Origin of the sequence: Paenibacillus sp. FSL H3-0457 (genome assembly GCF_037981725.1) — a bacterium.
Taxonomy (GTDB): Bacteria; Bacillota; Bacilli; order Paenibacillales; family Paenibacillaceae; genus Paenibacillus; species Paenibacillus amylolyticus.
This window is the reverse complement of the sequence record NZ_CP150283.1, coordinates 1-25413: the sequence shown is the minus strand read 5'-3', so window position 1 is coordinate 25413 and position 25413 is coordinate 1. Positions and strand designations below refer to the sequence as shown.

18 protein-coding genes and 3 rRNA genes are annotated in these 25413 nt (G+C 47.2%); 2 read left to right on the top strand and 19 right to left on the bottom strand.

The window, feature by feature from the left end; genetic code table 11:
* Window positions 1–2 precede the first annotated feature (2 nt).
* From MHH25_RS00105 to MHH25_RS00075, 7 genes are all read right to left on the bottom strand, one after another.
* Window positions 3–446 carry a YaaR family protein gene (locus MHH25_RS00105; protein ID WP_017691389.1) on the bottom strand — a complete coding sequence of 148 codons (444 nt, stop codon included), beginning with the start codon at window positions 444–446 and terminating at the stop codon, window positions 3–5.
* 342 nt (window positions 447–788) lie between these two features.
* Window positions 789–1118, bottom strand: coding sequence for a cyclic-di-AMP receptor (locus tag MHH25_RS00100; protein ID WP_017691391.1), 330 nt, complete (start codon window positions 1116–1118; stop codon window positions 789–791).
* A gap of 61 nt (window positions 1119–1179) precedes the next feature.
* The gene (gene tmk, locus MHH25_RS00095) at window positions 1180–1827 is read right to left on the bottom strand and encodes a dTMP kinase (protein ID WP_017691392.1); all 648 of its coding nucleotides are present in this window, start codon (window positions 1825–1827) and stop codon (window positions 1180–1182) included.
* Between the two features lie 217 nt (window positions 1828–2044).
* A complete protein-coding gene (locus MHH25_RS00090) occupies window positions 2045–2737 on the bottom strand; it encodes an LrgB family protein (protein WP_051449580.1) in 693 nt (230 codons plus the stop codon).
* Window positions 2707–3135: a CidA/LrgA family protein gene (locus MHH25_RS00085; RefSeq protein WP_340018840.1), complete on the bottom strand. Its 429-nt coding sequence runs from the start codon at window positions 3133–3135 to the stop codon at window positions 2707–2709. The genes MHH25_RS00090 and MHH25_RS00085 overlap by 31 nt, the downstream gene beginning before the upstream one ends.
* A gap of 509 nt (window positions 3136–3644) precedes the next feature.
* Window positions 3645–5474 (bottom strand): aminotransferase class I/II-fold pyridoxal phosphate-dependent enzyme, encoded by a 1830-nt coding sequence (locus MHH25_RS00080; protein ID WP_340018839.1) that lies wholly within the window; start codon window positions 5472–5474, stop codon window positions 3645–3647.
* Between the two features lie 258 nt (window positions 5475–5732).
* On the bottom strand, window positions 5733–5918 hold the full coding sequence (locus tag MHH25_RS00075; RefSeq protein WP_017691396.1) for a sigma factor G inhibitor Gin: 186 nt from the start codon (window positions 5916–5918) through the stop codon (window positions 5733–5735).
* A gap of 499 nt (window positions 5919–6417) precedes the next feature.
* Here MHH25_RS00075 and MHH25_RS00070 point away from each other — a divergent pair, with 499 nt between their 5' ends.
* Complete coding sequence (locus tag MHH25_RS00070) at window positions 6418–6942, top strand: hypothetical protein (RefSeq protein WP_036606136.1); 525 nt, start codon at window positions 6418–6420, stop codon at window positions 6940–6942.
* A 642-nt stretch (window positions 6943–7584) separates the two neighbouring features.
* On the opposite strand, the gene MHH25_RS00065 is transcribed toward MHH25_RS00070, so the two are convergent.
* From MHH25_RS00065 to gyrA, 6 genes are all read right to left on the bottom strand, one after another.
* Complete coding sequence (locus tag MHH25_RS00065; protein ID WP_017691399.1) at window positions 7585–8025, bottom strand: hypothetical protein; 441 nt, start codon at window positions 8023–8025, stop codon at window positions 7585–7587.
* Between the two features lie 212 nt (window positions 8026–8237).
* Window positions 8238–8354 (bottom strand): 5S ribosomal RNA (rrf, locus tag MHH25_RS00060).
* A 79-nt stretch (window positions 8355–8433) separates the two neighbouring features.
* Window positions 8434–11359: ribosomal RNA gene (locus tag MHH25_RS00055) — 23S ribosomal RNA — on the bottom strand.
* 308 nt (window positions 11360–11667) lie between these two features.
* A 16S ribosomal RNA gene (locus tag MHH25_RS00050) occupies window positions 11668–13220 on the bottom strand.
* Together the 16S, 23S and 5S rRNA genes form the textbook arrangement of a ribosomal RNA operon.
* Before the next feature lie 466 nt (window positions 13221–13686).
* A complete protein-coding gene (locus MHH25_RS00045; RefSeq protein WP_340018838.1) occupies window positions 13687–14805 on the bottom strand; it encodes an HD-GYP domain-containing protein in 1119 nt (372 codons plus the stop codon).
* Window positions 14806–15027: 222 nt separating this feature from the next.
* Window positions 15028–17592 carry a DNA gyrase subunit A gene (gene gyrA / locus MHH25_RS00040; protein ID WP_074092904.1) on the bottom strand — a complete coding sequence of 855 codons (2565 nt, stop codon included), beginning with the start codon at window positions 17590–17592 and terminating at the stop codon, window positions 15028–15030.
* 427 nt (window positions 17593–18019) lie between these two features.
* Between gyrA and MHH25_RS00035 the strand changes: the two genes are divergently transcribed.
* Window positions 18020–18967: a YheC/YheD family protein gene (locus MHH25_RS00035; protein ID WP_340018837.1), complete on the top strand. Its 948-nt coding sequence runs from the start codon at window positions 18020–18022 to the stop codon at window positions 18965–18967.
* Between the two features lie 93 nt (window positions 18968–19060).
* On the opposite strand, the gene gyrB is transcribed toward MHH25_RS00035, so the two are convergent.
* The 6 genes from gyrB to dnaA form a co-directional block, all read right to left on the bottom strand.
* Complete coding sequence (gyrB, locus tag MHH25_RS00030) at window positions 19061–20971, bottom strand: DNA topoisomerase (ATP-hydrolyzing) subunit B (RefSeq protein ID WP_036611997.1); 1911 nt, start codon at window positions 20969–20971, stop codon at window positions 19061–19063.
* A gap of 67 nt (window positions 20972–21038) precedes the next feature.
* Window positions 21039–21287, bottom strand: coding sequence for an extracellular matrix/biofilm biosynthesis regulator RemA family protein (locus MHH25_RS00025; protein WP_017691405.1), 249 nt, complete (start codon window positions 21285–21287; stop codon window positions 21039–21041).
* Between the two features lie 14 nt (window positions 21288–21301).
* Window positions 21302–22414 (bottom strand): DNA replication/repair protein RecF, encoded by a 1113-nt coding sequence (gene recF, locus MHH25_RS00020; protein WP_017691406.1) that lies wholly within the window; start codon window positions 22412–22414, stop codon window positions 21302–21304.
* A 57-nt stretch (window positions 22415–22471) separates the two neighbouring features.
* Entirely contained in the window at window positions 22472–22687 is a 216-nt protein-coding gene (yaaA, locus tag MHH25_RS00015; protein WP_036611994.1) for a S4 domain-containing protein YaaA, read from the bottom strand.
* 16 nt (window positions 22688–22703) lie between these two features.
* Window positions 22704–23846 (bottom strand): DNA polymerase III subunit beta, encoded by a 1143-nt coding sequence (dnaN, locus tag MHH25_RS00010; protein WP_017691408.1) that lies wholly within the window; start codon window positions 23844–23846, stop codon window positions 22704–22706.
* Window positions 23847–24066: 220 nt separating this feature from the next.
* Window positions 24067–25413 (bottom strand): chromosomal replication initiator protein DnaA, encoded by a 1347-nt coding sequence (gene dnaA, locus MHH25_RS00005; protein ID WP_036611990.1) that lies wholly within the window; start codon window positions 25411–25413, stop codon window positions 24067–24069.

The window sequence follows — 25413 nt, the reverse complement described above, 5'->3', positions numbered from 1 at the left end:
CCTCAGAAGCTTAAATTAATAAGCATCCCCCGAATTTCGCCTACTTGTTGTAATAGAGAGATTTTTCCTTCTTCTGTATCCAGCAATTCATCAGCCATGGATAACAGAGCGGAGTCAATTTCATCAATCAGCTTATACCGCTTACCTCTGCCACGACGATCCCAACCCCTTGTCTCTTTCATGGATACACCGCGACGAACGGTCTCTTCCAGGAACCTTTTAACAAGTTGCTTATACGCCTTCAGTTCACGAATCGTCATGGAGCGTGCCAAGCGATCTCCCTGAAGCTGGATTTCACTAAACCGGCGATTCAGTTCAGCTTGTGAGGCCCGTTCCCCCTGGTGATTCATCATATCAGAGAAATTTTTGGATTGAACCGGTTTGGAACCTGAATCAGTAGAACTGATCCCGCTCTGAATCGGTCTGAATCCAGGATTGATTTTCATGGATACGCCCGCTTTCTATCATAGTTAGCCAATCGCCCATCAGCACAGTGCGCGTTGCGCCTGTGCGTGAGAATGAGGCTTTTATATATGCTGATCACACTCTATATATAATGGTAGATACACATCACCATCAAGGACTTGTTCTTTGTAGTCAACCTCTTTCCGAAAGGAACCATTCCCAGCTGGGAAATGCTCATCCGGAAAGAGTATGCTGATTCTTCTCGTCAAGAAAGGCGTTCCGTAAGTGGCACGCACGAACTCTGTTAACTCTTCTTGCATCCATCGTTTCCAACATGCTATCGATCATGAAGGACCCTCATGGGATCCATGCAATAGGTTTAATTAGAAATGTTCGAAGCGATCTACCGGGAGAACAAATACAGTAGCTCCGCCTACTTGAACTTCAACAGGTAGCGGCAGGTAAGAGTCGGTTGTTCCACTCATCGGTGTGACCGGAGTCACGAGCTGTTCACGAACCTTACAGCTGCTGCGAATGACGTTCATTACGGATTCGACTTGACCATCATCGACACCGATCATAAACGTCGTGTTGCCTGCCTTCAAAAATCCGCCCGTACTGGCAAGCTTCGTCGCCCGAAAGTTTGCTTTGACCAATGCGCTGGATAATCGGTTGCTGTCTTTATCCTGTATAATCGCAACAATCAGTTTCATCCTGCATAACCTCCTTTAGAATAAGCACCTTTATCAAATGCCCTGTCTATATATTAGACAATTACTCGTCAAAATCCTTCAAAATCCCTGTCTCCAGCGACAAAATCATTGCTGCCAAGACATCCTCCTGCTTCATGGAAGCATCGATAACTCTGATTCGTTCCGGGAACTGCTCTTTTAATAGGAAGTAACCCTCTCGCACTTTACGGTGAAACTCCAGATTTTCCAGATCCAGACGGTTCACTTCGCGGCCATCATGAGCATCGATCCGGGCAAGCCCCACTTCAGGCTCAATGTCCAGATATAAGGTCACATCCGGCATGAGATCACCAATCGCAAAACGGTTAATGGCCCATACATTCTCTATCCCGAGTCCACGGGCGTAGCCCTGATAGACCAGACTGCTATCGACAAATCGGTCACAGATGACTGCTTTTCCAGCTCTCAGCGCAGGCTCTACTTTCTCCGCCAGATGCTGGCTGCGTGCAGCTGCATACAATAGCGCTTCGGTTCGAGCATCCATTGCCGTATGAAGAGGGTCCAGAATAATTGAACGTATTTTCTCCGCAATCTCAATTCCACCAGGCTCTCGCGTAACTACGTAAGGTATACCCCGTTCTTCAAAATAAGAACCTATTCTACCGATCATCGTTGTTTTACCGGAACCCTCTCCCCCTTCCAGCGTAATGAATTTACCTCTGCCCTGCATATGCTTCCCTGCTTTCTATGTCGATAATTGCATCTATTGCTGCTGTAATTGAATATGCTTAGACCCTCTTGCTACAAGATATGATATCCCCCGCCCAGAGGTGTATAGCTACAGCTATATCGGTACGTATTAATAACACCAAGATCATACAAGCTTGTTTCTTTCTATCATACTATAGGTCAGCAGTTACTCCAACATGAACAACAAAGTAAAGCGTTCAACCGTAGATAATCCATACCCATAATGGAAGCATAATTGATCCGGCAATAGCACTGACAATCATGGAAACTGAACTGAGGGCTACCGCATTCTCTCCATATTCAAAAGACCTTGCCATGCCGAGGGCATGAGATGCTGAACCCAGTCCAATTCCATAGGCATGTTTACTGCGGACCTTGGCCCATTTCAAGAGCATCGGCCCTAATAATATCCCTGAGAATCCTGCAATCATCACAAACAGCGATGTGAATGAGGCATTCCCCCCAACCTGATTAGCGAGTTGAATAGCCACAGGAGTTGTCACTGATTTTGGCAATAAAGCGATGACCATCTCTTGAGGATAGCCAAGCAGAATGGCGATCAACGCCCCCGTGGAGACGCCTGTAATACTGCCTCCGATTGTTCCACCCACAATTGGAATGATATTTTGCTTCAGCACATGCAGATGTCTGGACAAGGGAAAAGCGAGCGATACAACTGCTGGACCCAAGAGCTCCTGTATCCATTTTCCACCCAGCATGTACGTATCCAGCTTTATACCGGAGATTACCAAGATCAGGATCAGGATGGCAGTCGTTGTGAGTACAGGCATAAGGATCGGCCATTTCAGCCTTTTATATAGACGAGTAGCTGGAATATATACAGCGATGGTTAGCGCGATCATTCCAATTCCGAGGATGAATGCTGACAAGTGATCGCCTCCTTTTTGCCTGAATGAGACGATCTCCATGTCATAAGCCACTCACTTAATTTGGCAGATATCAGACATGTGATTAATGTGCTAACGATCAAACCCAGAACCAATAACAAGGTGCTCGCTCTAAAAAAATCAAAATGATTAATAATGCCCACAGTTGGCGGGATGAACAACAATTGCAGATGAGATTGAAGCCACGTCGACCCTTCTTCTCCCCAGCTCATTTTGATCCATCCCAGTTGAATGGTGACAAACAATACCATCATGCCCACAATACTGCCTGTTAACGGCAGATGTAATACAGCTTGAATCAAGTTGCCAATCCAATAAAAACCGTACATCAACAAAACTTGCAGGACTATTCCTGTATATTTTTTTAGCGGAATACCCAAAGTGTTCCCTTCTTTCTTATGTCTATCTATATAAGTTGAACTAAAGCGTGTCTTCAAACTGAATGTGTCTGGAGCAGGGCACGGAGCGGGAGGGCTAACGACCCTGTGACGTCTTATTCAGCGATTTGAAGCGCCCGCAGCAATCTAAGGAATCTGAAACACGGTATATTGGAATAACCAGCCGTTTACAGCGTGTTTGTTAGGTCAATATGGTTAATAACGTGTCTCAGGTTCCTTACAAAATAAAAGGAGGACTCGAAGGCTAAATAAGACGTCCTCGGTTTCTTAGAAAATCGTCTGGACAATTCGCCAGGATCAGCAATCCTTGACTTCAAGCTGTTGGACCCTGACATCCTTCAACGTATTGCATGCCTGATTTTGAAGACACGCCCTAGCAACTAGATTAATGACCAAGAGACCCTCACATGTGTAGGGTCCAGTATCGCTATCCGTATTGGTCATATTGCCTACCTATTGGTGAATGCAATTCAGATCCTCATGTGTTCCCTTCATTCCTTCATAACCTTCAATGACTGTAGAGATGCATCGGATACCCCATGAAATTTTGCACCCTCATCCCGCAGGAGTTGTATACGAGCCACCATCGATGTACTAATACGTTCACCCGGATATACAAGCGGAATCCCTGGAGGATACGGGACTACCATCTCAGCTGATCGACAGCCTACGCTTTCTTCTATCGGCACATTGATCGTATTCGTCTCCACAATTGGTTGCAGTGTGAAGGAGATCGGTTCCGAGTAGCGAGTGGTTTCTTGTAAATTGTTCCACGTGGAAATATAATGCGCCGAACCTTTCGCAAGCTGAAGAGATGACTCTGCATTAGATTGTTGGATCTGCTCATGCCCATCGGCAGAGCTGATATGGTGTAAAGCCTGCAACAGGTGCTGAGCATCTTGCACCGTTGAGCCCAAGCTGAAGAGCAAGACGACGTACCGTTCGTCGCTCATCTCGGGCACACAGCCGCATGCTTCCAGCTGCTGCTGTAGCCCATAACCGCTCAGCACCCCTGCGCCGTCATAGATGACGGCCTTGAATGGGTCCTGAGCGGTATACCCCGCGGCAGATGGCATCGCCGCCGCGGTCAGACCCTCCCGTGTCTGCTGCGCAGCGGACACGGACATGCCAGCCGGCTTCGCTGTTCCGGCTGGCGGTTCTGGCTGCAGCGGCTGTGCAGGCTGCAGCAACTGGAAGCGCGGCAGCTCCGCGAGGCCGCGCTTAAAGGCATTCACGGCGGCGAGTCCCGCCATGAATGTGTTCGCGCCCTGCACATGCAGCAGCCGGCGCGACAGATCAAGCGAAGCCATCACCGGGTATGATGGGCTTGAGCTTTGCACCATGGCCAGGCGCTGCCTTAATAGGGACCGGTTTAACAGTGGTCCCTGAATGTGCAGCATGGCACCCATGGTGAAAGCCGTCAGCATCTTATGTGTCGACTGCACTACACCGTCTGCTCCGCACGACAGTGCAGAGACAGGCAGCTCCGGATGCTGCCCATAATGCGCGCCATGCGCTTCATCCACGAGCAATGGTATGCCAGCGGCGTGGCATACCTCGGCTATGGGCGTCAGATCAGCGCCCATGCCGTAATAATTAGGCAAAGTGACCAATACGCCCTTTGCCTCAGGATAGGACTGGACAGCAGCCTGAACCGTCTCTACCGACGGCATGACCGCAAGTCCAGACGCAGGATCGACCCACGGCTCCAGAAATACAGCTCTTGCACCCGCCAGCATCAACCCGTGAATAACGGATTTGTGCACATTCCGTTGCACCAGTACAATACTGTTTGGCTCATCACACACGGTGAGCAGTAAGGACAGATTACCTGCTGTACTGCCTCCCACAAGGAAGAAACTCTCCTCGGCGCCAAAACAATCTGCCGCAAGCTCCTGTGCTTCCTGGATTACACCTTCCGGATGGTGCAAATCATCCGTGCCCGTAATCTCCGTAACATCCATCTCCATCATTTCCAGAAATGAACGCACTGGTGCCAGTTCTATTTCCGAACGAACTCCTTCGTCACCAAATTGTTCCCCGTTCTCCAGATCAGCCCCATGTTCACCCACCGAACTGAAACGCTCTACCTTCTGGTTAACATTCTTTTCTCCATCATTCTGGATCTCTCTGTTATGCGGGTTTTCCTCATTAACGATATCCTTAGCTGGAGATTGCCCTGCTTCTGCTTGTTCCAGCAAATGTCGGTAAGCTTGTCCATTCTTATGCCCAGGCACATGAAAAGAACGCTGCTTCGAATCACGATACGCAAGCAACGCTTCATATAAAGGGGCTCTACTTGATTTATTTTTATGTTCCATGAAATAACCATCCTGTACATATATTATGTGCGTCCTATGCGCTTCAAAATGCTTCCTAATCCAAGGAACTCACTTCTTCCCCCATCTCCACACGCGTTACTGCAAATGATCTATACCATTATATCAGCATACGCCTTCCCAAGAGGGCAAACAAGACAATCTCTCCTCTTAAAAACAGAAAAAGGCCCATTGGGCCTCTATACACATCAGCATCGTTACAATGTGATGTTTCGCTTCTACTTCTATTAGCAACATTTATTAGGCGTTTTTTTGTACCCAAATTTGCTTCATTTGATGAATAAAATAATTGTACTTGGCATCCTGCGCGTCGGTATGAACCATTTCTGCTTCACAAGTGTCACATATGAATTCAGATACAATAAAAATGCCTTCTCTTTTTCTTTGCTCGCAGATAATACATGTGTGTTCGGCATGTTCTTCCATGAACCATCCCACCTTGTTTTACGTTTACTATCAGTATTGCACAGTTTCTATTATTTTAAACATTTTCATAGTGCTTTCTTTCTATAAAATATATATATTCGCCCACCCCCTCTTGGGTGTCTGTACCGAAAAATACATTCATTCTGCCTACAAGAACATTCACCTGCTTATGTATATACAGTTATCCTACATTCCATCGCATTTACCTCTACATCACGTATCCCTTGGCCTGACTCAAACTTATATTTAATTTCCTTAAAAAAACTTGGAATCCCAGCCGATATATAATACATGATAACGATATCAAAGCCTGACAGTCCTTGTATTCGGGAGTATACTGAGATAAGCTCCGTCGAATCTCAATATCTTGTACAATCGTCATGGCGTGAGATACAAGGTTCATATATACATACATGTATGATTCATTCCCTTTTACTCGTGTAAGAAAAACGAATACCTAACCACACAAACGTGAATCCGAAGGAGGATATATAATCGTATGATCGCCGAACCGGAGAATAAAGCAACATTTTATCAATACCGGCTTCTGAAAAAAAAGGCTATCGCCCGCAGTGTCATTTACAGCTATCTGTGTCTGCCGGTCATCATGCTCTTATTCAATCTACTCGCATTCTCCTGGACTGGCCTCTTCTTTTTTGTACTGGCAGGTCCAATCACCATCTGGATTCATTATGTAATCGCCAGAACGATATTACTTCTGGTCCGTACCTCTTACGCCAAACGCTGGCGCTGGAATATGCGTATGCCCTGGTTAGGTTATATCCCTGATCAGCATTTTAGCTTCCGTATGTTTGTCCGGGTACACCTTAACATGAGCTGGATTGGACTATGTATCATTACAGTATGTTTGATATGGTCGCCATTGTCCTTCACCCTCTCGCTGATCTTCTGGCATTTGTGGTTGCTGGGTCCTCGCTTATATGTTGTAATGGTACTCTCCCGTGAGCGCAAAGACGGACTCATCAAATTGAATGAACAAGATGTCTCATATTATCTGCAATAACACTCCCTCATTTATGCAATACTCAATGTACCTTACTTACTTGTAATACATAACCGCTGAGCCCTTCGAATAATCTGATGCAAAAACATAATCGTGTATCGTTCCTCATATGCGCAAATAAAGGTTATCCACTGTGGATAACCTTTATTTATTGTTCCCTTCTCATCCATTATCCACAGCATGGGCATAGTTAAATGAGTTATCCCCACTCGTGGCTCCGTTCTTATCCTCTTTTCCTCCCGCTGCTCCATATCCTCATAACCCCAGATATCTCGTAGATCTTACACCTTTAAGCGATCTCTCACTCAGTCTCAGCTCTATCCCCCTTATGGTCGCTTCCATCAGCCTTTCATTACCTCAATACCTTTATGCAACTTATATCTCTCCCCCTCTACTTTTAGCGCTCTACACTCCCCTATGCTTCAAGCACAAATACCACCTATACGTGTACATATGAAGCTGCTCCATTCCTTCTGAACCTGTATGACCTCTGATCCACCATACGTGATAGCTTCTCCAATCATTACTAAAACCTAATTCGCCAAATAACAAAAAGCCCCCGATCAAGTACACGGGAGCTTTACTATATTATAAGGAACATCACAGCGTTAATTAATCATACCAAACCATACCTGAACCAGCTCAATCATCTTCAGCCAATGATTTAACTGTCGTTTGAGTAGCATCATTTCTAGGAACCATTAGTGTAAAGGAACCATCATGTACTGCTAAATGCACAGTATGTCCTTCCTTTGCAAATACACGCAAGGTACTGGATTCATTGGATGTACCCTTGGCTTGCCTCTCTGTCCAACCCCAGCTTTTAATCTCGTCTAGATATACCTCAGGCAAGCTAGTACTCTCACTAATACCAGATAGCGTATATCGAACATAATCCATATCCGAATTATTTTCAGACTGGTCAGATTTATTCGCTACTTTCGGCACCGGAAAACTCTTCTCGTTCACCGCACCTTCATATGAAGTCCATACAGATCCTGAAGCTTCACCGCATCCTGCTAGAACAACGGTCAGACAAAGCAACAGAAATGATTGTAGTCCAAGTCTCCGCCAACTTAACACACACACCCTCCTTTTCACAGCTGCACATTCCAGCTCTGTGGTCAGGTACTTTTAGCATATTTAACATAGTCCTATTATACTGGTTTTGCCGCTGTTATCCGTAACAAAAATGTTACCTTCCAGTATCGATCATGTCAGAGCTTCCACTTATCATATTTAATCCTTATAAACAAATAAAAACCACCACCGAATAACATCGGCAGTGGTTCTTTGCTTGGCGGCGTCCTACTCTCCCAGGACCCTGCGGTCCAAGTACCATCGGCGCTAGAGGGCTTAACGGTCGTGTTCGGGATGGGTACGTGTGGAACCCCTCCGCCATCGCCACCAAACGCATAGCATAGCTTACATTCAGAGATCGTTCTCTGAAAACTAGATTCGAAACGAAACATGCGAATTACAACTTGCTAATTGGATAAGCCCTCGACCGATTAGTACTGGTCAGCTCCATGCATTGCTGCACTTCCACCCCCAGCCTATCTACCTCGTCGTCTTCAAGGGGTCTTACATACTGGGAAATCTCATCTTGAGGGGGGCTTCACGCTTAGATGCTTTCAGCGTTTATCCCGTCCGTACATAGCTACCCAGCGGTGCTCCTGGCGGAACAACTGGTACACCAGCGGTACGTCCATCCCGGTCCTCTCGTACTAAGGACAGCTCCTCTCAAATTTCCTACGCCCACGACAGATAGGGACCGAACTGTCTCACGACGTTCTGAACCCAGCTCGCGTACCGCTTTAATGGGCGAACAGCCCAACCCTTGGGACCTACTTCAGCCCCAGGATGCGATGAGCCGACATCGAGGTGCCAAACCTCCCCGTCGATGTGGACTCTTGGGGGAGATAAGCCTGTTATCCCCAGGGTAGCTTTTATCCGTTGAGCGATGGCCCTTCCATGCGGTACCACCGGATCACTAAGCCCGACTTTCGTCCCTGCTCGACTTGTAGGTCTCGCAGTCAAGCTCCCTTATGCCTTTGCACTCTTCGAATGATTTCCAACCATTCTGAGGGAACCTTTGGGCGCCTCCGTTACTCTTTAGGAGGCGACCGCCCCAGTCAAACTGCCCACCTGACACTGTCCCCGCACCGGATTACGGTACCAGGTTAGAACCTAGATACGATCAGGGTGGTATCCCAACGTTGCCTCCACGCAAGCTGGCGCTCACGTTTCAAAGGCTCCCACCTATCCTGTACAGATCGTACCCAAATTCAATATCAAGCTGCAGTAAAGCTCCATGGGGTCTTTCCGTCTTGTCGCGGGTAACCTGCATCTTCACAGGTATTAAAATTTCACCGGATCTCTCGTTGAGACAGCGCCCAAGTCGTTACGCCATTCGTGCGGGTCAGAATTTACCTGACAAGGAATTTCGCTACCTTAGGACCGTTATAGTTACGGCCGCCGTTTACTGGGGCTTCGGTTCACAGCTTCGGATTGCTCCTAACCACTCCCCTTAACCTTCCAGCACCGGGCAGGCGTCAGCCCGTATACTTCGCCTTACGGCTTCGCACAGACCTGTGTTTTTGCTAAACAGTCGCTTGGGCCTTTTCACTGCGGCCCCCTCGTGCTATTCACACTACCGGGGCACCCCTTCTCCCGAAGTTACGGGGTCATTTTGCCGAGTTCCTTAACGAGAGTTCTTCCGCGCGCCTTAGAATACTCTTCTCGCCTACCTGTGTCGGTTTGCGGTACGGGCACCATCACCTGGCTAGAGGCTTTTCTTGGCAGTGTGAGATCATGACCTTCGCTACTATAATTTTCGCTCCCCATCACAGCTCAGCCTTACAATGTGCGGATTTGCCTACACATCAGCCTTACTGCTTAGACGGACATCCATCAGTCCGCGTCACTACCCTACTGCGTCCCCCCATTGCTCATAACGGCTTACGGTGGTACAGGAATTTCGACCTGTTGTCCTTCGACTACGCCTTTCGGCCTCGCCTTAGGTCCCGACTTACCCTGAGCGGACGAGCCTTCCTCAGGAACCCTTAGGCTTTCGGCGGATCAGATTCTCACTGATCTTTTCGTTACTCATACCGGCATTCTCACTTGTATAATGTCCAGCGCTCCTTACGGTACACCTTCAACCCTTATACAACGCTCCCCTACCCCTGATGCAAAGCATCAAGCCATAGCTTCGGTGGTGTGTTTAGCCCCGTTACATTTTCGGCGCAGAGTCACTCGACCAGTGAGCTATTACGCACTCTTTCAATGGTGGCTGCTTCTAAGCCAACATCCTGGTTGTCTGTGCAACTCCACATCCTTTCCCACTTAACACACACTTGGGGACCTTAGCTGATGGTCTGGGCTGTTTCCCTTTTGACAATGGATCTTAGCACTCACTGTCTGACTCCCGGAAGTAAGTCTATGGCATTCGGAGTTTGACTGAGCTTGGTAACCCTTGCGGGCCCCGCACCCAATCAGTGCTCTACCTCCACGACTCTGTTTTCCGAGGCTAGCCCTAAAGCTATTTCGGGGAGAACCAGCTATCTCCGAGTTCGATTGGAATTTCTCCGCTACCCCCACCTCATCCCCGCATTTTTCAACATGCGTGGGTTCGGGCCTCCAGTGCGTGTTACCGCACCTTCACCCTGGACAGGGGTAGATCACCCGGTTTCGGGTCTACGTCCACGTACTAAGTCGCCCTATTCAGACTCGCTTTCGCTGCGGCTCCGGCTCTTCACCTTAACCTTGCACGGGAACGTAACTCGCCGGTTCATTCTACAAAAGGCACGCCATCACCCCTAAAACGGGCTCTGACTTTTTGTAAGCACACGGTTTCAGGTTCTATTTCACTCCCCTTCCGGGGTGCTTTTCACCTTTCCCTCACGGTACTGCTTCACTATCGGTCGCTAGGAAGTATTTAGCCTTGGCAGATGGTCCTGCCGGATTCATACGGGGTTTCACGTGCCCCGCACTACTCGGGATCCGTCTCGGAGGGAACAGACTTTCAACTACAGGGCTTTTACCTTCTTTGGCGGGCCTTTCCAGACCTCTTCGCTTAACCGGTTCCTTTGTAACTCCATGTGAGACGTCCCACAACCCCAAAGAGCAAGCTCTCTGGTTTGGGCTTCTCCGCGTTCGCTCGCCGCTACTGACGGAATCACTATTGTTTTCTCTTCCTCAGGGTACTTAGATGTTTCAGTTCCCCTGGTATGCCTCTACATAACCTATGTATTCAGTTATGAGTAACTGGAAATTACCCCAGCTGGGTTTCCCCATTCGGACACCCCCGGATCAAAGCTTGCTTACAGCTCCCCGAGGCAGTTTCGTTGTTCGCCACGTCCTTCATCGGCTCCTAGCGCCTAGGCATCCTCCGTGTGCTCTTAGTAGCTTAACCTCGTGCTCCGGTTTCGACTGCTCGCTTCCCTTGTTTTGCTTGCGCAAAGCCAAAAGTCGCTCCCATTCGATACCATCGTACGTGCAATCTACCTTATAAAAACACTTCACTTGTTTACACAAGATCAGCTTAAAGGAATGTTCTAATTCGCGTTTGTTTCGTTTCGATATCTAGTTTTCAAAGAACAAGCTCCATGCAAAAGCAAGCTGTTTTGAGAGTTTGAGCTCTCAAAACTGAGCAACGAGTGAGTGTTTTGCAGCTAAGCTGCAGTTTTGAATGTTTCCGTTGCAGGAAACGATTCTCCATAGAAAGGAGGTGATCCAGCCGCACCTTCCGATACGGCTACCTTGTTACGACTTCACCCCAATCATCTATCCCACCTTCGGCGGCTGGCTCCTTGCGGTTACCCCACCGACTTCGGGTGTTATAAACTCTCGTGGTGTGACGGGCGGTGTGTACAAGACCCGGGAACGTATTCACCGCGGCATGCTGATCCGCGATTACTAGCAATTCCGACTTCATGCAGGCGAGTTGCAGCCTGCAATCCGAACTGAGACCGGCTTTGTTGGGATTGGCTCCATCTCGCGATTTCGCAGCCCGTTGTACCGGCCATTGTAGTACGTGTGTAGCCCAGGTCATAAGGGGCATGATGATTTGACGTCATCCCCACCTTCCTCCGGTTTGTCACCGGCAGTCTATCTAGAGTGCCCACCCGAAGTGCTGGCAACTAAATATAAGGGTTGCGCTCGTTGCGGGACTTAACCCAACATCTCACGACACGAGCTGACGACAACCATGCACCACCTGTCTCCTCTGTCCCGAAGGAAAGATACATCTCTGCATCGATCAGAGGGATGTCAAGACCTGGTAAGGTTCTTCGCGTTGCTTCGAATTAAACCACATACTCCACTGCTTGTGCGGGTCCCCGTCAATTCCTTTGAGTTTCAGTCTTGCGACCGTACTCCCCAGGCGGAGTGCTTAATGTGTTAACTTCGGCACCAAGGGTATCGAAACCCCTAACACCTAGCACTCATCGTTTACGGCGTGGACTACCAGGGTATCTAATCCTGTTTGCTCCCCACGCTTTCGCGCCTCAGCGTCAGTTACAGCCCAGAGAGTCGCCTTCGCCACTGGTGTTCCTCCACATATCTACGCATTTCACCGCTACACGTGGAATTCCACTCTCCTCTTCTGCACTCAAGTCACCCAGTTTCCAGTGCGATCCGGGGTTGAGCCCCGGGATTAAACACCAGACTTAAATGACCGCCTGCGCGCGCTTTACGCCCAATAATTCCGGACAACGCTTGCCCCCTACGTATTACCGCGGCTGCTGGCACGTAGTTAGCCGGGGCTTTCTTCTCAGGTACCGTCACCTTGAGAGCAGTTACTCTCCCAAGCGTTCTTCCCTGGCAACAGAGCTTTACGATCCGAAAACCTTCATCACTCACGCGGCATTGCTCCGTCAGGCTTTCGCCCATTGCGGAAGATTCCCTACTGCTGCCTCCCGTAGGAGTCTGGGCCGTGTCTCAGTCCCAGTGTGGCCGATCACCCTCTCAGGTCGGCTACGCATCGTCGCCTTGGTGAGCCGTTACCTCACCAACTAGCTAATGCGCCGCAGGCCCATCCCCAAGTGACAGATTGCTCCGTCTTTCCAGTTCTCTTCAGGCGAAGAAAACAATTATTCGGTATTAGCTACCGTTTCCGGTAGTTGTCCCAAACTTGAGGGCAGGTTGCCTACGTGTTACTCACCCGTCCGCCGCTAAGTATCAAGGAAGCAAGCTTCCTATCAACTCCGCTCGACTTGCATGTATTAGGCATGCCGCCAGCGTTCGTCCTGAGCCAGGATCAAACTCTCCAATAAAGTATTGAAAAGAGCGATAAGCTCATTTTGAATCTGACGAGATTAAAAATCTCATTTGTGCTCCAGTCGATCCAAGCCAAGGCTTGTCTCAAACTTTCGCGTCCATTCTGCAAGCAGAATGTTTACTCACTCGTTGTTCAGTTTTCAAAGATCAAACTTATTTTGTTACCGAATGTCGTTCTCTTCAGCAACTTTTATATCTTATCACATCCGAACCAACTTTGCAAGCTCTTTTTTTAAGTTTCTTTCGAAGCTTATTTCATTTGCTTGCCACACCGTGTAAACCGTGTTTTCTTGGCCGGAATTAGAATATACCATGTAGAGATTTTGAATGCAAGTCTTTTTTTGAGTAATTATATATAACTCTACAATCTTTCTGCTTTTTCTACATTTCCACATTTATCTCACATAAAAAGCCTCTCTATAAAAGAAAGGCCCTCTCATCAAGTTACTTTAATATCTATTGTTATCCGATAACCTCTTGGATGTGAAGCTGCCGTTGCTGCATCAGGTTAATGATGGTTCCTTCTACTGACACCATAGGCCGTGTAGGATGATCTCGATCAGAGAATACGATCTCTCCAATCTGGTTATTGCTGAGTTTTACTCGGATGCCATTATGGATCTGGGTCGATCGTTGAACAAATACTCTTACAATTGCAGGGTCCAATTTCCCAAATGCCTCACTTTGGATCTGTTCTAGGACTAGGTATGGTGATTGTGCCTTGCGGTAGATCTTCTCCAGCGTCATGGCGTGGAAAATATCAGCGATAGCTACAATCTTGGCATAAATATGAATCTGCGTCCCACTAAGCTGCAACGGGTAGCCTGAACCATCCACTTTTTCATGATGCTGTAAAGCTGCAAGTCTGGCTCCCTCATTAATAGCCTTTGCCTGTTTAAGGATCTGATAACCATATTTCGTATGCTGACGAATCTCTTCCTGCTCTGTAGCCGTCAACGTGGATGGTTTATGGAGTATCTGCGGATCTACCTTGTTGTTACCAATATCATGGAACAAGCCTGCAAAAGCCACTTGCATCCAATCCTTGGAGGGGAGATCGATCCATTGAGCCAGTTGATAGGATGTGATCGCACTCAGTACGGCATGGTGATATACATAATCATGTTCTTGCATTACTCGTGGACTGAAGGTAAGCACATTATATTGTTTGAGATGTGCAAACACTGCCTCCAACTGTGTACGTAACTCATAGACCGGTAATTCAGCCGCCAGAGAGGACAGGAAAGCATTTTTCGTTAGTCCGACCATCTTCTCATACTCATCCTGCAAAGACGTTACTACAGGAGCTGTGGTGACGTTCCCTGTCTTCCCTGCCCGTTCACCATTGTTGTCATTCGCAGAACTTCCTGCGGACACAGATGCACCTTTGGTTCCTGTACTACTCGACACCATTCTTTCTTGTTCAATATCTACCTGTTGAATCATAAAGGCTCTGAGCACTTCCATATCCTTGGGTAAAATGACTTTTCCCTTCTGAAGCAGAACGTTGCCGCGAAGTGTTTGCACATCACTCCCAAGTTTGAGTCCTGGTTTTACTTCTGACAGGGTGATTAATCCCATGTGTATTCCCCTCACTCATCGTTCTTCTATGTTAATACAAACAAGACCATAGTCCCGGTTTTTCATGATATTTCCCATTATATTACTCAGGAATCAGGCTGTACATCCCAGATTCGGAAGAATAAAAGAAGAGATTCCTTTATACAAACAAAAGGGCTCCCCGTGGGAGCCCTCGCAATCTTCTTCCAATCTCAAAGAGATCAGTCTTTATAAAATTCTATTTTATGCTTCCGAACCGGAATCGTCGTCGCCCTCAACTTCATTAACCTCAGCGTCAGAAACGGTGCCTTCTTCCAAGCTTACTACCGGAGCTTGGGACTCCTCGCCTTCCAAGCCTTCAAGCGACTCATCGTCTGGTTCCTCTTCATTTTTGTCAATTCGGCTGACTGTAGCTACTGAATCCTCGTCACGAATATGAATCAGCTTCACACCCTGCGTGTATCGACCCATAGTGGATATGCCTTCCATGCTCATCCGGATCAACGTACCGCTGGACGTGATAATCATCAGATCCTCTTCGGTTTTAACCATTTTGAGACTGACTACTGAGCCGTTCTTCTCTGTGACATTAATAGTCTTGATCCCTTTACCGCCACGAGTCTGCATCCGATAATCATTGACAGGTGTACGTTTACCATAACCTTTGGCTGTAACGATCAGAACATCAAGCTCTTTATCAACTACATCCATGCCGATAACAGCATCCTGTTCATCCAATGTAATCCCTTTGACCCCGGTTGCGCTACGTCCCATGGAACGTACATTACCTTCCGAGAATCGAATAGACATTCCGTGAGCTGTACCCATGATGATCTCTTGCAATCCATCGGTCAGCTTAACATCGATCAGAACGTCATCATCACGTAAGGAAATACCGATCAAGCCGCCTTTGCGGATATTGGTGTAATCCTCAAGTGGCGTCTTCTTCACAACCCCTTGGCGGGTAGCAAAGAACAAGTATCTGTCACTTTCGAATTCCTGGACCGGAATTACGGCATTGACCGATTCGCCCTGCTCGATCTGGATCAGGTTGATAATCGGCGTTCCCCGTGCGGTACGTCCAAGCTCTGGAATCTCGTAAGCTTTGAGACGGTACACTTTACCTTTGTCAGTGAAGAACATGAGGTAATTGTGGGAGTTGGTCACAAACAGATGCTCGACAAAGTCGGTATCTTTCGTATCCATACCCACGACTCCACGTCCACCACGTTTCTGGCTGCGGTATGTGGATACCGGCAGACGTTTCACGTAGCCTGTATGAGTAATCGTAATGATAACCTCTTCACGTGGAATCAGGTCCTCATCCAGAATACTCTCTTCACCTACAGTGATCTCCGTACGACGATCATCGCTGAAGCGGTCGCGGATCTCTTGCAGTTCCGTACTGATAATCTCAAGCACCAGATGCTCATTGGCCAGAATTTCGCGATACTCTCTGATTTTGACCATCAGTTCGTTATATTCATTTTCAATACGTTCGCGTTCCAGACCTGTGAGTCGTTGCAAACGCATATCGAGAATAGCTTGAGCCTGATCATGACTGAGTGAGAAGCGCTCAATCAAACCTTCTCTTGCTGCATCCGCATTACTGGATGAACGAATCAACGTAATAATCTCGTCGATATGATCCAGCGCAATACGTAAACCTTCTAGAATGTGTGCACGAGCTTCAGCCTTTTTCAGTTCAAACTGCGTACGTCTGCGAATAACCTCAATCTGATGCTGCAGGTAGTGATACAACACTTCACGCAAGTTCAGAATTTTAGGTTCTTTATTAACAATCGCAAGCATGTTAATCCCGAAAGTGGATTGCATCGATGTATGTTTGTACAGGTTGTTCAGGACAACACCCGGATTCACGTCTCTGCGAAGCTCAATTACAACCCGCATACCATTACGGTCAGACTCATCACGAAGGTCAGTAATACCATCAATCTTTTTATCACGTACCAACTCGGCGATTTTCTCAACGAGTCTCGCCTTGTTTACCTGATAAGGCAACTCTGTAACGATAATTCGTGCCTTGTTGTTGTTCTCTTCGATGTTGGTTTTAGCCCGCATTGTTACTGAACCACGTCCGGTCTGATACGCCTGGCGAATGCCTGAGCGGCCCAAAATGTAGCCGGACGTAGGGAAGTCTGGTCCTTGAATGTAATCCATGAGTTCCATGGATGTAATGTCCGGATTTTGAATCATGGCCTGTACACCATCAATGACCTCACCCAGGTTATGAGGAGGAATATTGGTAGCCATACCTACCGCGATCCCGCCGACCCCATTGACAAGCAAGTTAGGAAAACGAGCAGGCAGAACGATTGGCTCATGTTCTTCACCGTCATAGTTTGGTTGGAAATCAATCGTATCCTTGTTGATATCTCTGAGCATTTCCATAGCAATCTTGGACAAACGTGCTTCGGTATAACGCATGGCTGCTGCCATATCACCATCGACCGATCCAAAGTTACCATGTCCATCTACATGCATATAACGCAGGGAGAAATCCTGTGCCATCCGTACCATCGTCTCGTAAACAGCAGAGTCACCGTGTGGGTGATACTTACCGATAACTTCGCCGACGATTCTGGCTGATTTTTTATGTGGTTTGTCGGGTGTCATGCCGAGCTCTGACATCGCGTACAGAATACGCCGGTGAACCGGCTTCAATCCATCACGCACGTCAGGTAAGGCACGGCTAACAATGATGCTCATCGCATAATCCATAAACGATTCACGCATCTCGACGCCTATATCCCGATCTGTAATCTGAGAGTTCATTTCTTCCGCCATGCTGGACCTCCTTCTTGTCCTTCAACAAACGTTCCATTCCGTCATGCAAAAAAGTTGATTATATGTGAAAAGCCTAACAAGGCTAAAACCGCGCAAGAACGCTACTCTTTATTATATTACTTTCACAAAAGTTACACAATTAAACGTCCGCTGGGCAATAGCCTTTCTTCCGGGAACTTCTGCGTGTCTGGGGATACGCCCTGCCTTCCTCCCCAATTGCACATACAATGCTAGAAAAACGGCATATGTACTGTGCCTACCGAGGCTAAAGCCATTCCCGTCCTACGATCAAACTACAAATTGTGCAGCTCATCGCACAAAACGCCATATTTCTCTATTATACCACTGAAATCGTCTCTTGTCCTTTGATTTCTCCGTGTCTGGTCCCTCTTTAGAACTGAACAAAACATGAAAGGACTGATGAATCTTGGGTATCCAACGCGTCTCCAGCAAATGGGCCAAAACAGCCGTGTTACAACGCAGTCGCATTGTGAATGAATATATCCCAGTGACCCGAAAATATAGCCGTCAAACTCTGGAACGAATGACTGAATTATTTGAGTCCAACTATATCAAACCGGACCGTGGCACTTACGGTAATGGCGTTATGCGGGTGAGAACAACCCGTTTATACGAACCTGTTGTTAATTCCGAAGATTCCACCACAGATGCAGAGGTTTCGGAAGAAACCAATGATCGAAACCTGCCTGATGAACCCGAAGCAAGTGCTATTATCTCCAGAGCTACCTATCTCACAACAATATATCATCTCCAATACGGTACAGAGGAGAGATCATTTCATTCTCTGGACGAACTCGAACGAGCACTGAATGATCGCATTCAGGAACGTGATTATATCATTCAACAGGGAATATCGCTGATGAAGCATGAAGATTTGCCTTTTGACTTGCGTGTGTTAACTCAGAAAAATCTGCAACACAACTGGGAAACAACAGGTGTTCTGGGACGTATTGCTGCCCCTGGTAAAATCATCACCAACATTCATGGCGGTGGGCGATTGGCCACGTTTGAAGAACTCGTACTCCCCCATCTTCACCAGGATGGCTTCAAAAAACTTCGCACTGAGCTGTACCGCTTAGGTATTCATACCGCTGTGCAATTGCAAACATCATTTCCAAGACTCAAAGAGATTGGTATTGATATTGCGCTAGACGAAGCAGGGCGTCCCTGGATTCTTGAAGTCAACACACTGCCAGGCATTTATGCCTTTGGCTTATTACCGGACAAGGAGGCGTACCGGAAGATCAAACGTTATGCGATTGCGTACGGTCGTTTGCCCTCCAAAAAGGGTAAGAGCTCCCGGCCATCCCCTAAAGCACAGGCTTCATCTGCCAAAAAACGTGTACGCAGATAACAAAGGGATATGGATATCTAAGTATACGCCTTCCCTGTTCCATACCTTCCCTAATATAAAAAAGGCGCCCTCTCAGGCGCCTCTTCGAATATGTTAAATGTCGAGGTTTTTCACGTATTTTGCATTTTCTTGGATAAAGTCACGACGCGGTTCAACGTTATCCCCCATCAGGGTGTCAAACATGGTATCAGCAAGTATGGCATCATTAATCGATACTTGCATCATGGTCCGGCTCTCCGGATCCATCGTCGTTTCCCACAATTGTCCGGCATTCATCTCGCCAAGACCTTTGTAACGCTGAACGTTGAATTTCGCATTTTCGCCGAGCGTTGCAATAATTTCATCGCGCTCTCTCTCGGAACCGGCATAACGAATCACTTTGTTACGCTCAATCTTGAACAATGGCGGTTGTGCAATATATACATAACCTGCCTCAATGATTTTACGCATGTACCGATACAGGAATGTCAGCAATAGTGTTCGGATATGAGCACCATCAACGTCGGCATCGGTCATCAAAATGATTTTGTGATAGCGTGCTTTGGCAATATCGAAGTCATCACCAATACCGGTACCCATTGCCGTAATAATTGCTCTAATCTCCGCATTACCCAATATCCGGTCGAGACGAGCTTTTTCCACGTTCAAAATCTTACCACGCAGTGGCAAAATCGCTTGGAAATGACGATCCCGACCTTGCTTTGCTGATCCGCCTGCAGAGTCACCTTCGACGATGTACAATTCGCTGATTGAAGCATCCTTGGATGAACAGTCTGCCAGTTTACCTGGAAGTGAGCTCACTTCCAGTGCACCTTTACGACGTGTCAGTTCACGGGCTTTACGGGCAGCTTCACGCGCACGTGCTGCTTGCAGACCTTTTTCCAAAATGCGACGGGATACGGAAGGATTCTCTTCCAGGAACTCCTGCAGCTTCTCGGCAAACAAGGATTCGACAATCCCACGCACTTCGCTGTTGCCCAGCTTGGTCTTTGTCTGTCCTTCAAATTGCGGTTCCGGAATCTTGACCGAAATAATAGCTGTCAAGCCTTCACGCACGTCATCTCCGGAAAGGTTCCCCGTGCTGTCCTTGATTACACCCGCCTTACGAGCATAGTCGTTGATGATCCGTGTAAGGGCACTCTTGAAACCTGATTCGTGCGTTCCGCCCTCATGCGTGTTGATATTGTTCGCGAAGGAATAGATATTCTCGGTGTAGTTGTCATTGTATTGCAGGGCAACTTCCACCTGAATGTTATCTCTGGAACCTTCGACGTAAATTGGATTCTCATGCAGGACTTCGCGCTTCTGGTTCAGGTAGGAGACGTATTCGATAATGCCGCCTTCGTACATGAACGAGTTGGTTGCACCTGTACGCTCATCCGTCAATGTAAGACCGATGCCCTTGTTCAGGAATGCCAGCTCACGAATCCGGGCAAGCAAGATGTCATATTCGAACACTCTTGTTTCCGTGAAAATTTCAGGATCTGGATGGAATCTAACCGTTGTTCCTGTTTCGTCGGTTGTACCGATCACTTTCAGGTCATACTGTGGAGCTCCACGGCGATATTCCTGTTGATAGATATGTCCCTCACGTTTAACCGTTACAACCACTTTTTCAGAGAGTGCATTCACAACGGACACACCAACACCATGCAAACCACCGGATACTTTATATCCGCCGCCGCCAAATTTTCCCCCTGCATGGAGGACAGTCATAACTACCTCAAGTGCAGGACGTTTCATTTTGGTATGTTCGCCGACAGGAATACCCCGTCCGTTATCGACTACAGTCACGCTATTGTCTTCATGGATACTGACCTCAATGTGGTCGCAGTAACCTGCAAGCGCTTCGTCAATACTGTTGTCCACTACTTCCCAGACCAGATGATGCAGGCCCTTGGAACTGGTGGAACCGATATACATGCCCGGACGCTTCCGTACGGCTTCCAATCCTTCAAGGACCTGAATTTCATTCGCATCATATGACGGTTGATTCATAGACATGCCTTTCACCTACTTCTATAGATTCAATATCGTAAATATGCGTTAACTAATTTTATGCCACACAACGCTAGAGATCCGGAAAAATGTGAGCCCGCTTTTTCAGCGTGGCTGAGGAAATAGGCGAGTAGTACACAATGTTTTTGGTCACCACAATGGACTTTGCTTCCTCTTCGCCGATGTGTTCCACTGTTTTTTCCTGCTCGGCATGCGTGACATACTGCTTGGAGATCTTTGAGGATTTTTCAATCGATATATCAAAAATAGCGACCAATTCGGAAGAACGGATGATCTTCTCACCGCCCAGATGAATGTACATAAGCCCCTCACTCCTTAGCGTTCAACCTGTCCGGCATGAACGTGATAAATACTGGCATCTTTGAGCTTGTCAACGTTCAGGCTCTCGATCCCCGTAGCCGTAATAAAGGTTTGCACCTTGCTCTGGAACGTTTCGATCAGCTGCGTCTGGCGAAAAGGGTCCAGCTCGGACAGAACATCATCCAGCAACAGAACTGGATATTCTCCGATTTCTTCATGAATCAGTTCAATTTCCGCAAGTTTAAGGGACAACGCCGTTGTGCGCTGCTGCCCCTGCGAGCCATATGTTTGTACTTCCCGATCGTTAATGAAAAAGGACAGGTCATCCCGATGCGGCCCACTAAGGGTTGTGCCTCGGCGAATCTCCTGCTCTTTCATTTGTGATAATTTTATCATAAATTGGTCCATTAAGACAGCTTCATCTTCCTCAGCGGCTTCGCTGAAGGAAGGAAGGTAGGCCAGCCGCAAGACTTCTCCGCCTCCGGTGATCCCCTGATGAATCGTTTCTGCCCACTTTTGCAGTTTCTTTATGAATTGTTTCCTTTTTTTGACGATTTTAACACCATGCTCGACCAGTTGTTCGTTCCACACCTCAAGCATGGTCTGGGCCGATGCCCCTTTTCCCCATAACTGCTTAAGCAAATTATTTCGTTGGACGAGCACTTTTTGGTATTGCTGCAGGTGGTACAGGTAGCCAGGTGCAACCTGTCCAATCTCCATGTCAAGAAACCGGCGGCGGACCCCCGGTGTGCCTTTTACAATCTCCAGATCCTCCGGTGCAAACATCACCACATTGAGCGCTCCGACAAAATCACTTAACTTGCGCTGCTCCAGGCCGTTAATCTTTGCTTTTTTGCCTTGTTGCGACAAAGATAGTTCAAGCTTGACCGATCCGTACTTTTTGTCGACCTCTGCTGCAAGTCTGGCACGTTCCTCACCGAAACGGATTAACTCCTTATCACGGGATGTACGGTGGCTCTTGGTGAGTGCAAGTACAAAAATCGCCTCTGCAAGATTGGTCTTGCCTTGGGCATTTTGCCCGATCAACAAGTTTACGGGACCAAAAGAATCCAGTCTCAGATGTTCATAATTGCGGAAATTCTGCAGATCAATGCTGTTCACAAACACGCGGTAACCTCCCTTTTATCCCGTCCGTCAGGAGGCAGCAGGATCGAACTGGTCTTCTTATTCTGCAGCAACTTCGAATGTGCCTTCTCCGTCCACTTCAACGATATCCCCAGGGTATAACTTACGTCCCCGGCGTTCCTCAGGCTCTTTATTCACACGTACAAGTCCTTCCTGAAGCAGAGCTTTGGCCATACCTCCAGTTGGGATGCAATCAGCCAGTTTCAAAAATTGATCAAGCTTAATATATTCCGTACGAATCGTAACTTGGTTCACTATGATCTTCCTTTCGTTAGTTGGTCGTCCGATATGGCAATATCACGTAAAGGCTGTGACTGTCATCCAGCGGTTTCAAGATGATTGGACTCATGACTCCTGTAAAAGCGATCATCAGTTGCTCACTTTCAACAACTTTCAGCACATCCAGCATGTATTTAGAGTTGAACGAGATTTTTAACGGATCTCCTGTAAACTCGGCAGGTTCGATTTCTTCTCTTACTTTACCTAGCTCGGAAGAGCTTGAAGAAATTTCAACGGATCCCGAATCCATCGTTTGCATACGCACGATGTTTGTTTTCTCTTCACGCGACAGCAAATAAGCCCGGTCAATGGATTCACTTAATTTTTTTGTATCTAAAACAAGTTCTGTTTTGTATGACGTTGGAATAATTCTAGAAGTATCCGGATATGTTCCGTCCAAAATACGGGAGTAGAACAATACACGGTCGATTTTGAACAGAACCTGGTTATCTGCAACAACGATATCCACAAGGGTATTTTGATCCGGAACAATTTTGCTGAGCTCGTTCAGCGTTTTACCGGAAATGACCACGTTGTTAAAGCGGATACCTTCTGCATTATCCAGCATTGCTGATCGAGTAGCAAGACGATGACGGTCTGTTGCCACAAATTTCAATTCGTTGTCACCCAAACTCCAGAGTACACCTGTCAGGATTGGAGTAGTCTCATGTGTGGAAATGGAGAAGACCGTTTGTTTGATCATATTTTTCAGCAAATCTCCTGGAATGGAGACGGTTTGGTTTTCTTCGATGCTTGGCAGTACCGGGAATTCTTCCGGATCCAGACCTACCAGTTGAATTTCGGTAGCACCTGCGGAGATAAAGGTGTTGAAGTTCTCTTTGACTTCCATGTGCACTTCCTGTGATGGCAGCTTCTTGATGATCTCCACAAAAAACTTGGCTGGCAAAACTACACTGCCGGGTTGATCTACCTGAACTACGCTTTTATCTCCATCTTCAAGCGGGATGAAGGATTGAATGGATATATCGGTGTCACTTGCTGTCAACGTTACACCTTGATGATTGACGTCGAATTTAATACCGCTCAGGATCGGAATCGTCGTACGGCTTGAGATCGCTTTGGATACTTGCTGTATGGAATCGTTTAAGTAGTTTTTCATTATGCTGATTTTCATGGTTTCACTCCTAGCTGTTTTTTTGGGTGTTGGGGTGTTAAAAGGTGTTTTTCAAAGGCCGAAGGCTAAGCTCCGAAATGGCTATTTTGGAGATGATATCTTTAAGATCTTTTTAGTAATAATAGTAATAGGGGCACTGAATATGTGGATAAGTGGGTATAAACCCGTACACCCAAGCCTATCCACATGTGTATACGTTGTGCATAGGCTTGGGACTTGTTCAGGTTGGATTCTTTATTTTTTCGGTTAAGTTGTTGATAACTTTATAGAGATCCTGATCGTTTTTAATCGCTTGGGAGATTTTTTCGTGAGCATGTATGACAGTGGTGTGATCTCGTCCTCCGAATGCTTCCCCAATTTTGGGCAGAGAAAAGTCTGTCAGTTCACGAGAGAGATACATGGCAATCTGTCTTGGAAAAGCAACTGCCTTGGTACGTTTCCGTGCTTTGAAATCTTCAAGCTTAAGGCTATAATACTCGCCGACCTTTTGTTGGATGTCATGAATAGTGATCATTTTGGGACGACTGGAAGGAATAATATCCTTCAGTGCTTCAGCTGCCAGATGAGTGGTTACATCTTGATTAGTCAGTGAAGAATAAGCAACGACCCGAATCAGGGCGCCCTCCAGTTCACGGATGTTGGTGTCAATCTGGTTGGCAATGTACATCATCGCTTCATTCGGAATATCCAAGTTTTCCGCACGTGCCTTTTTCCGCAAAATTGCGATCCTTGTCTCCAAATCTGGAGGCTGGATATCCGTGATTAACCCCCATTCAAAGCGAGAACGAAGCCGTTCTTCCAATGTCGGAATTTCCTTCGGTGGTCTGTCGCTGGAGATGATAATCTGCTTCCGTTCCTCATGCAGCGCATTAAACGTATGGAAAAATTCCTCTTGTGTTGATTCTTTTCCCGCCAAGAACTGAATATCATCAATGAGCAAAATGTCGACGCTCCGGTATTTGTTACGGAAGCTCTCCCCGCGGTTGTCACGGATCGAGTTAATGAATTCGTTCGTGAATTTCTCAGACGACAAATAAACGACTTTGCTGCCCGGATCATGCTCCAGAACATAATGTCCGATCGCATGCATCAAGTGAGTTTTACCGAGACCTACTCCTCCATACAGAAAGAGAGGATTGTAAGCTTTGGCGGGCGCTTCAGCGACCGCCAGCGATGCGGCATGGGCAAAACGGTTGCCCGGCCCGATGACAAATGTATCGAACGTATATTTCGGATTCAGCATGCTGAGTACGGCTTCTTCCTGTACAACTGTAGGCGTTGGAGCCGGCAGTTGCGGGTCCGGTTCAGCAGGCTTGTTCTCTTCGATGACAAATTTCACATCGACTTGCTTGCCAAGCAACTCGTATACCGTCGAGCCAACCAATTTGGTGTAACGGCTCTCCAGCCATTCGACGGCAAACGTGGTTGGTGCGGAAATGACGATTGAACGGTCATTCAGCTTGGTGGCTTTGGTTGCTTTGAACCAGGTGTCAAAGCTGGGTTTGCTGAGTTTGTTTTGTATGATTGATAAAATTTGCTGCCATAAATCAGAAGTATGGCTGTCCAC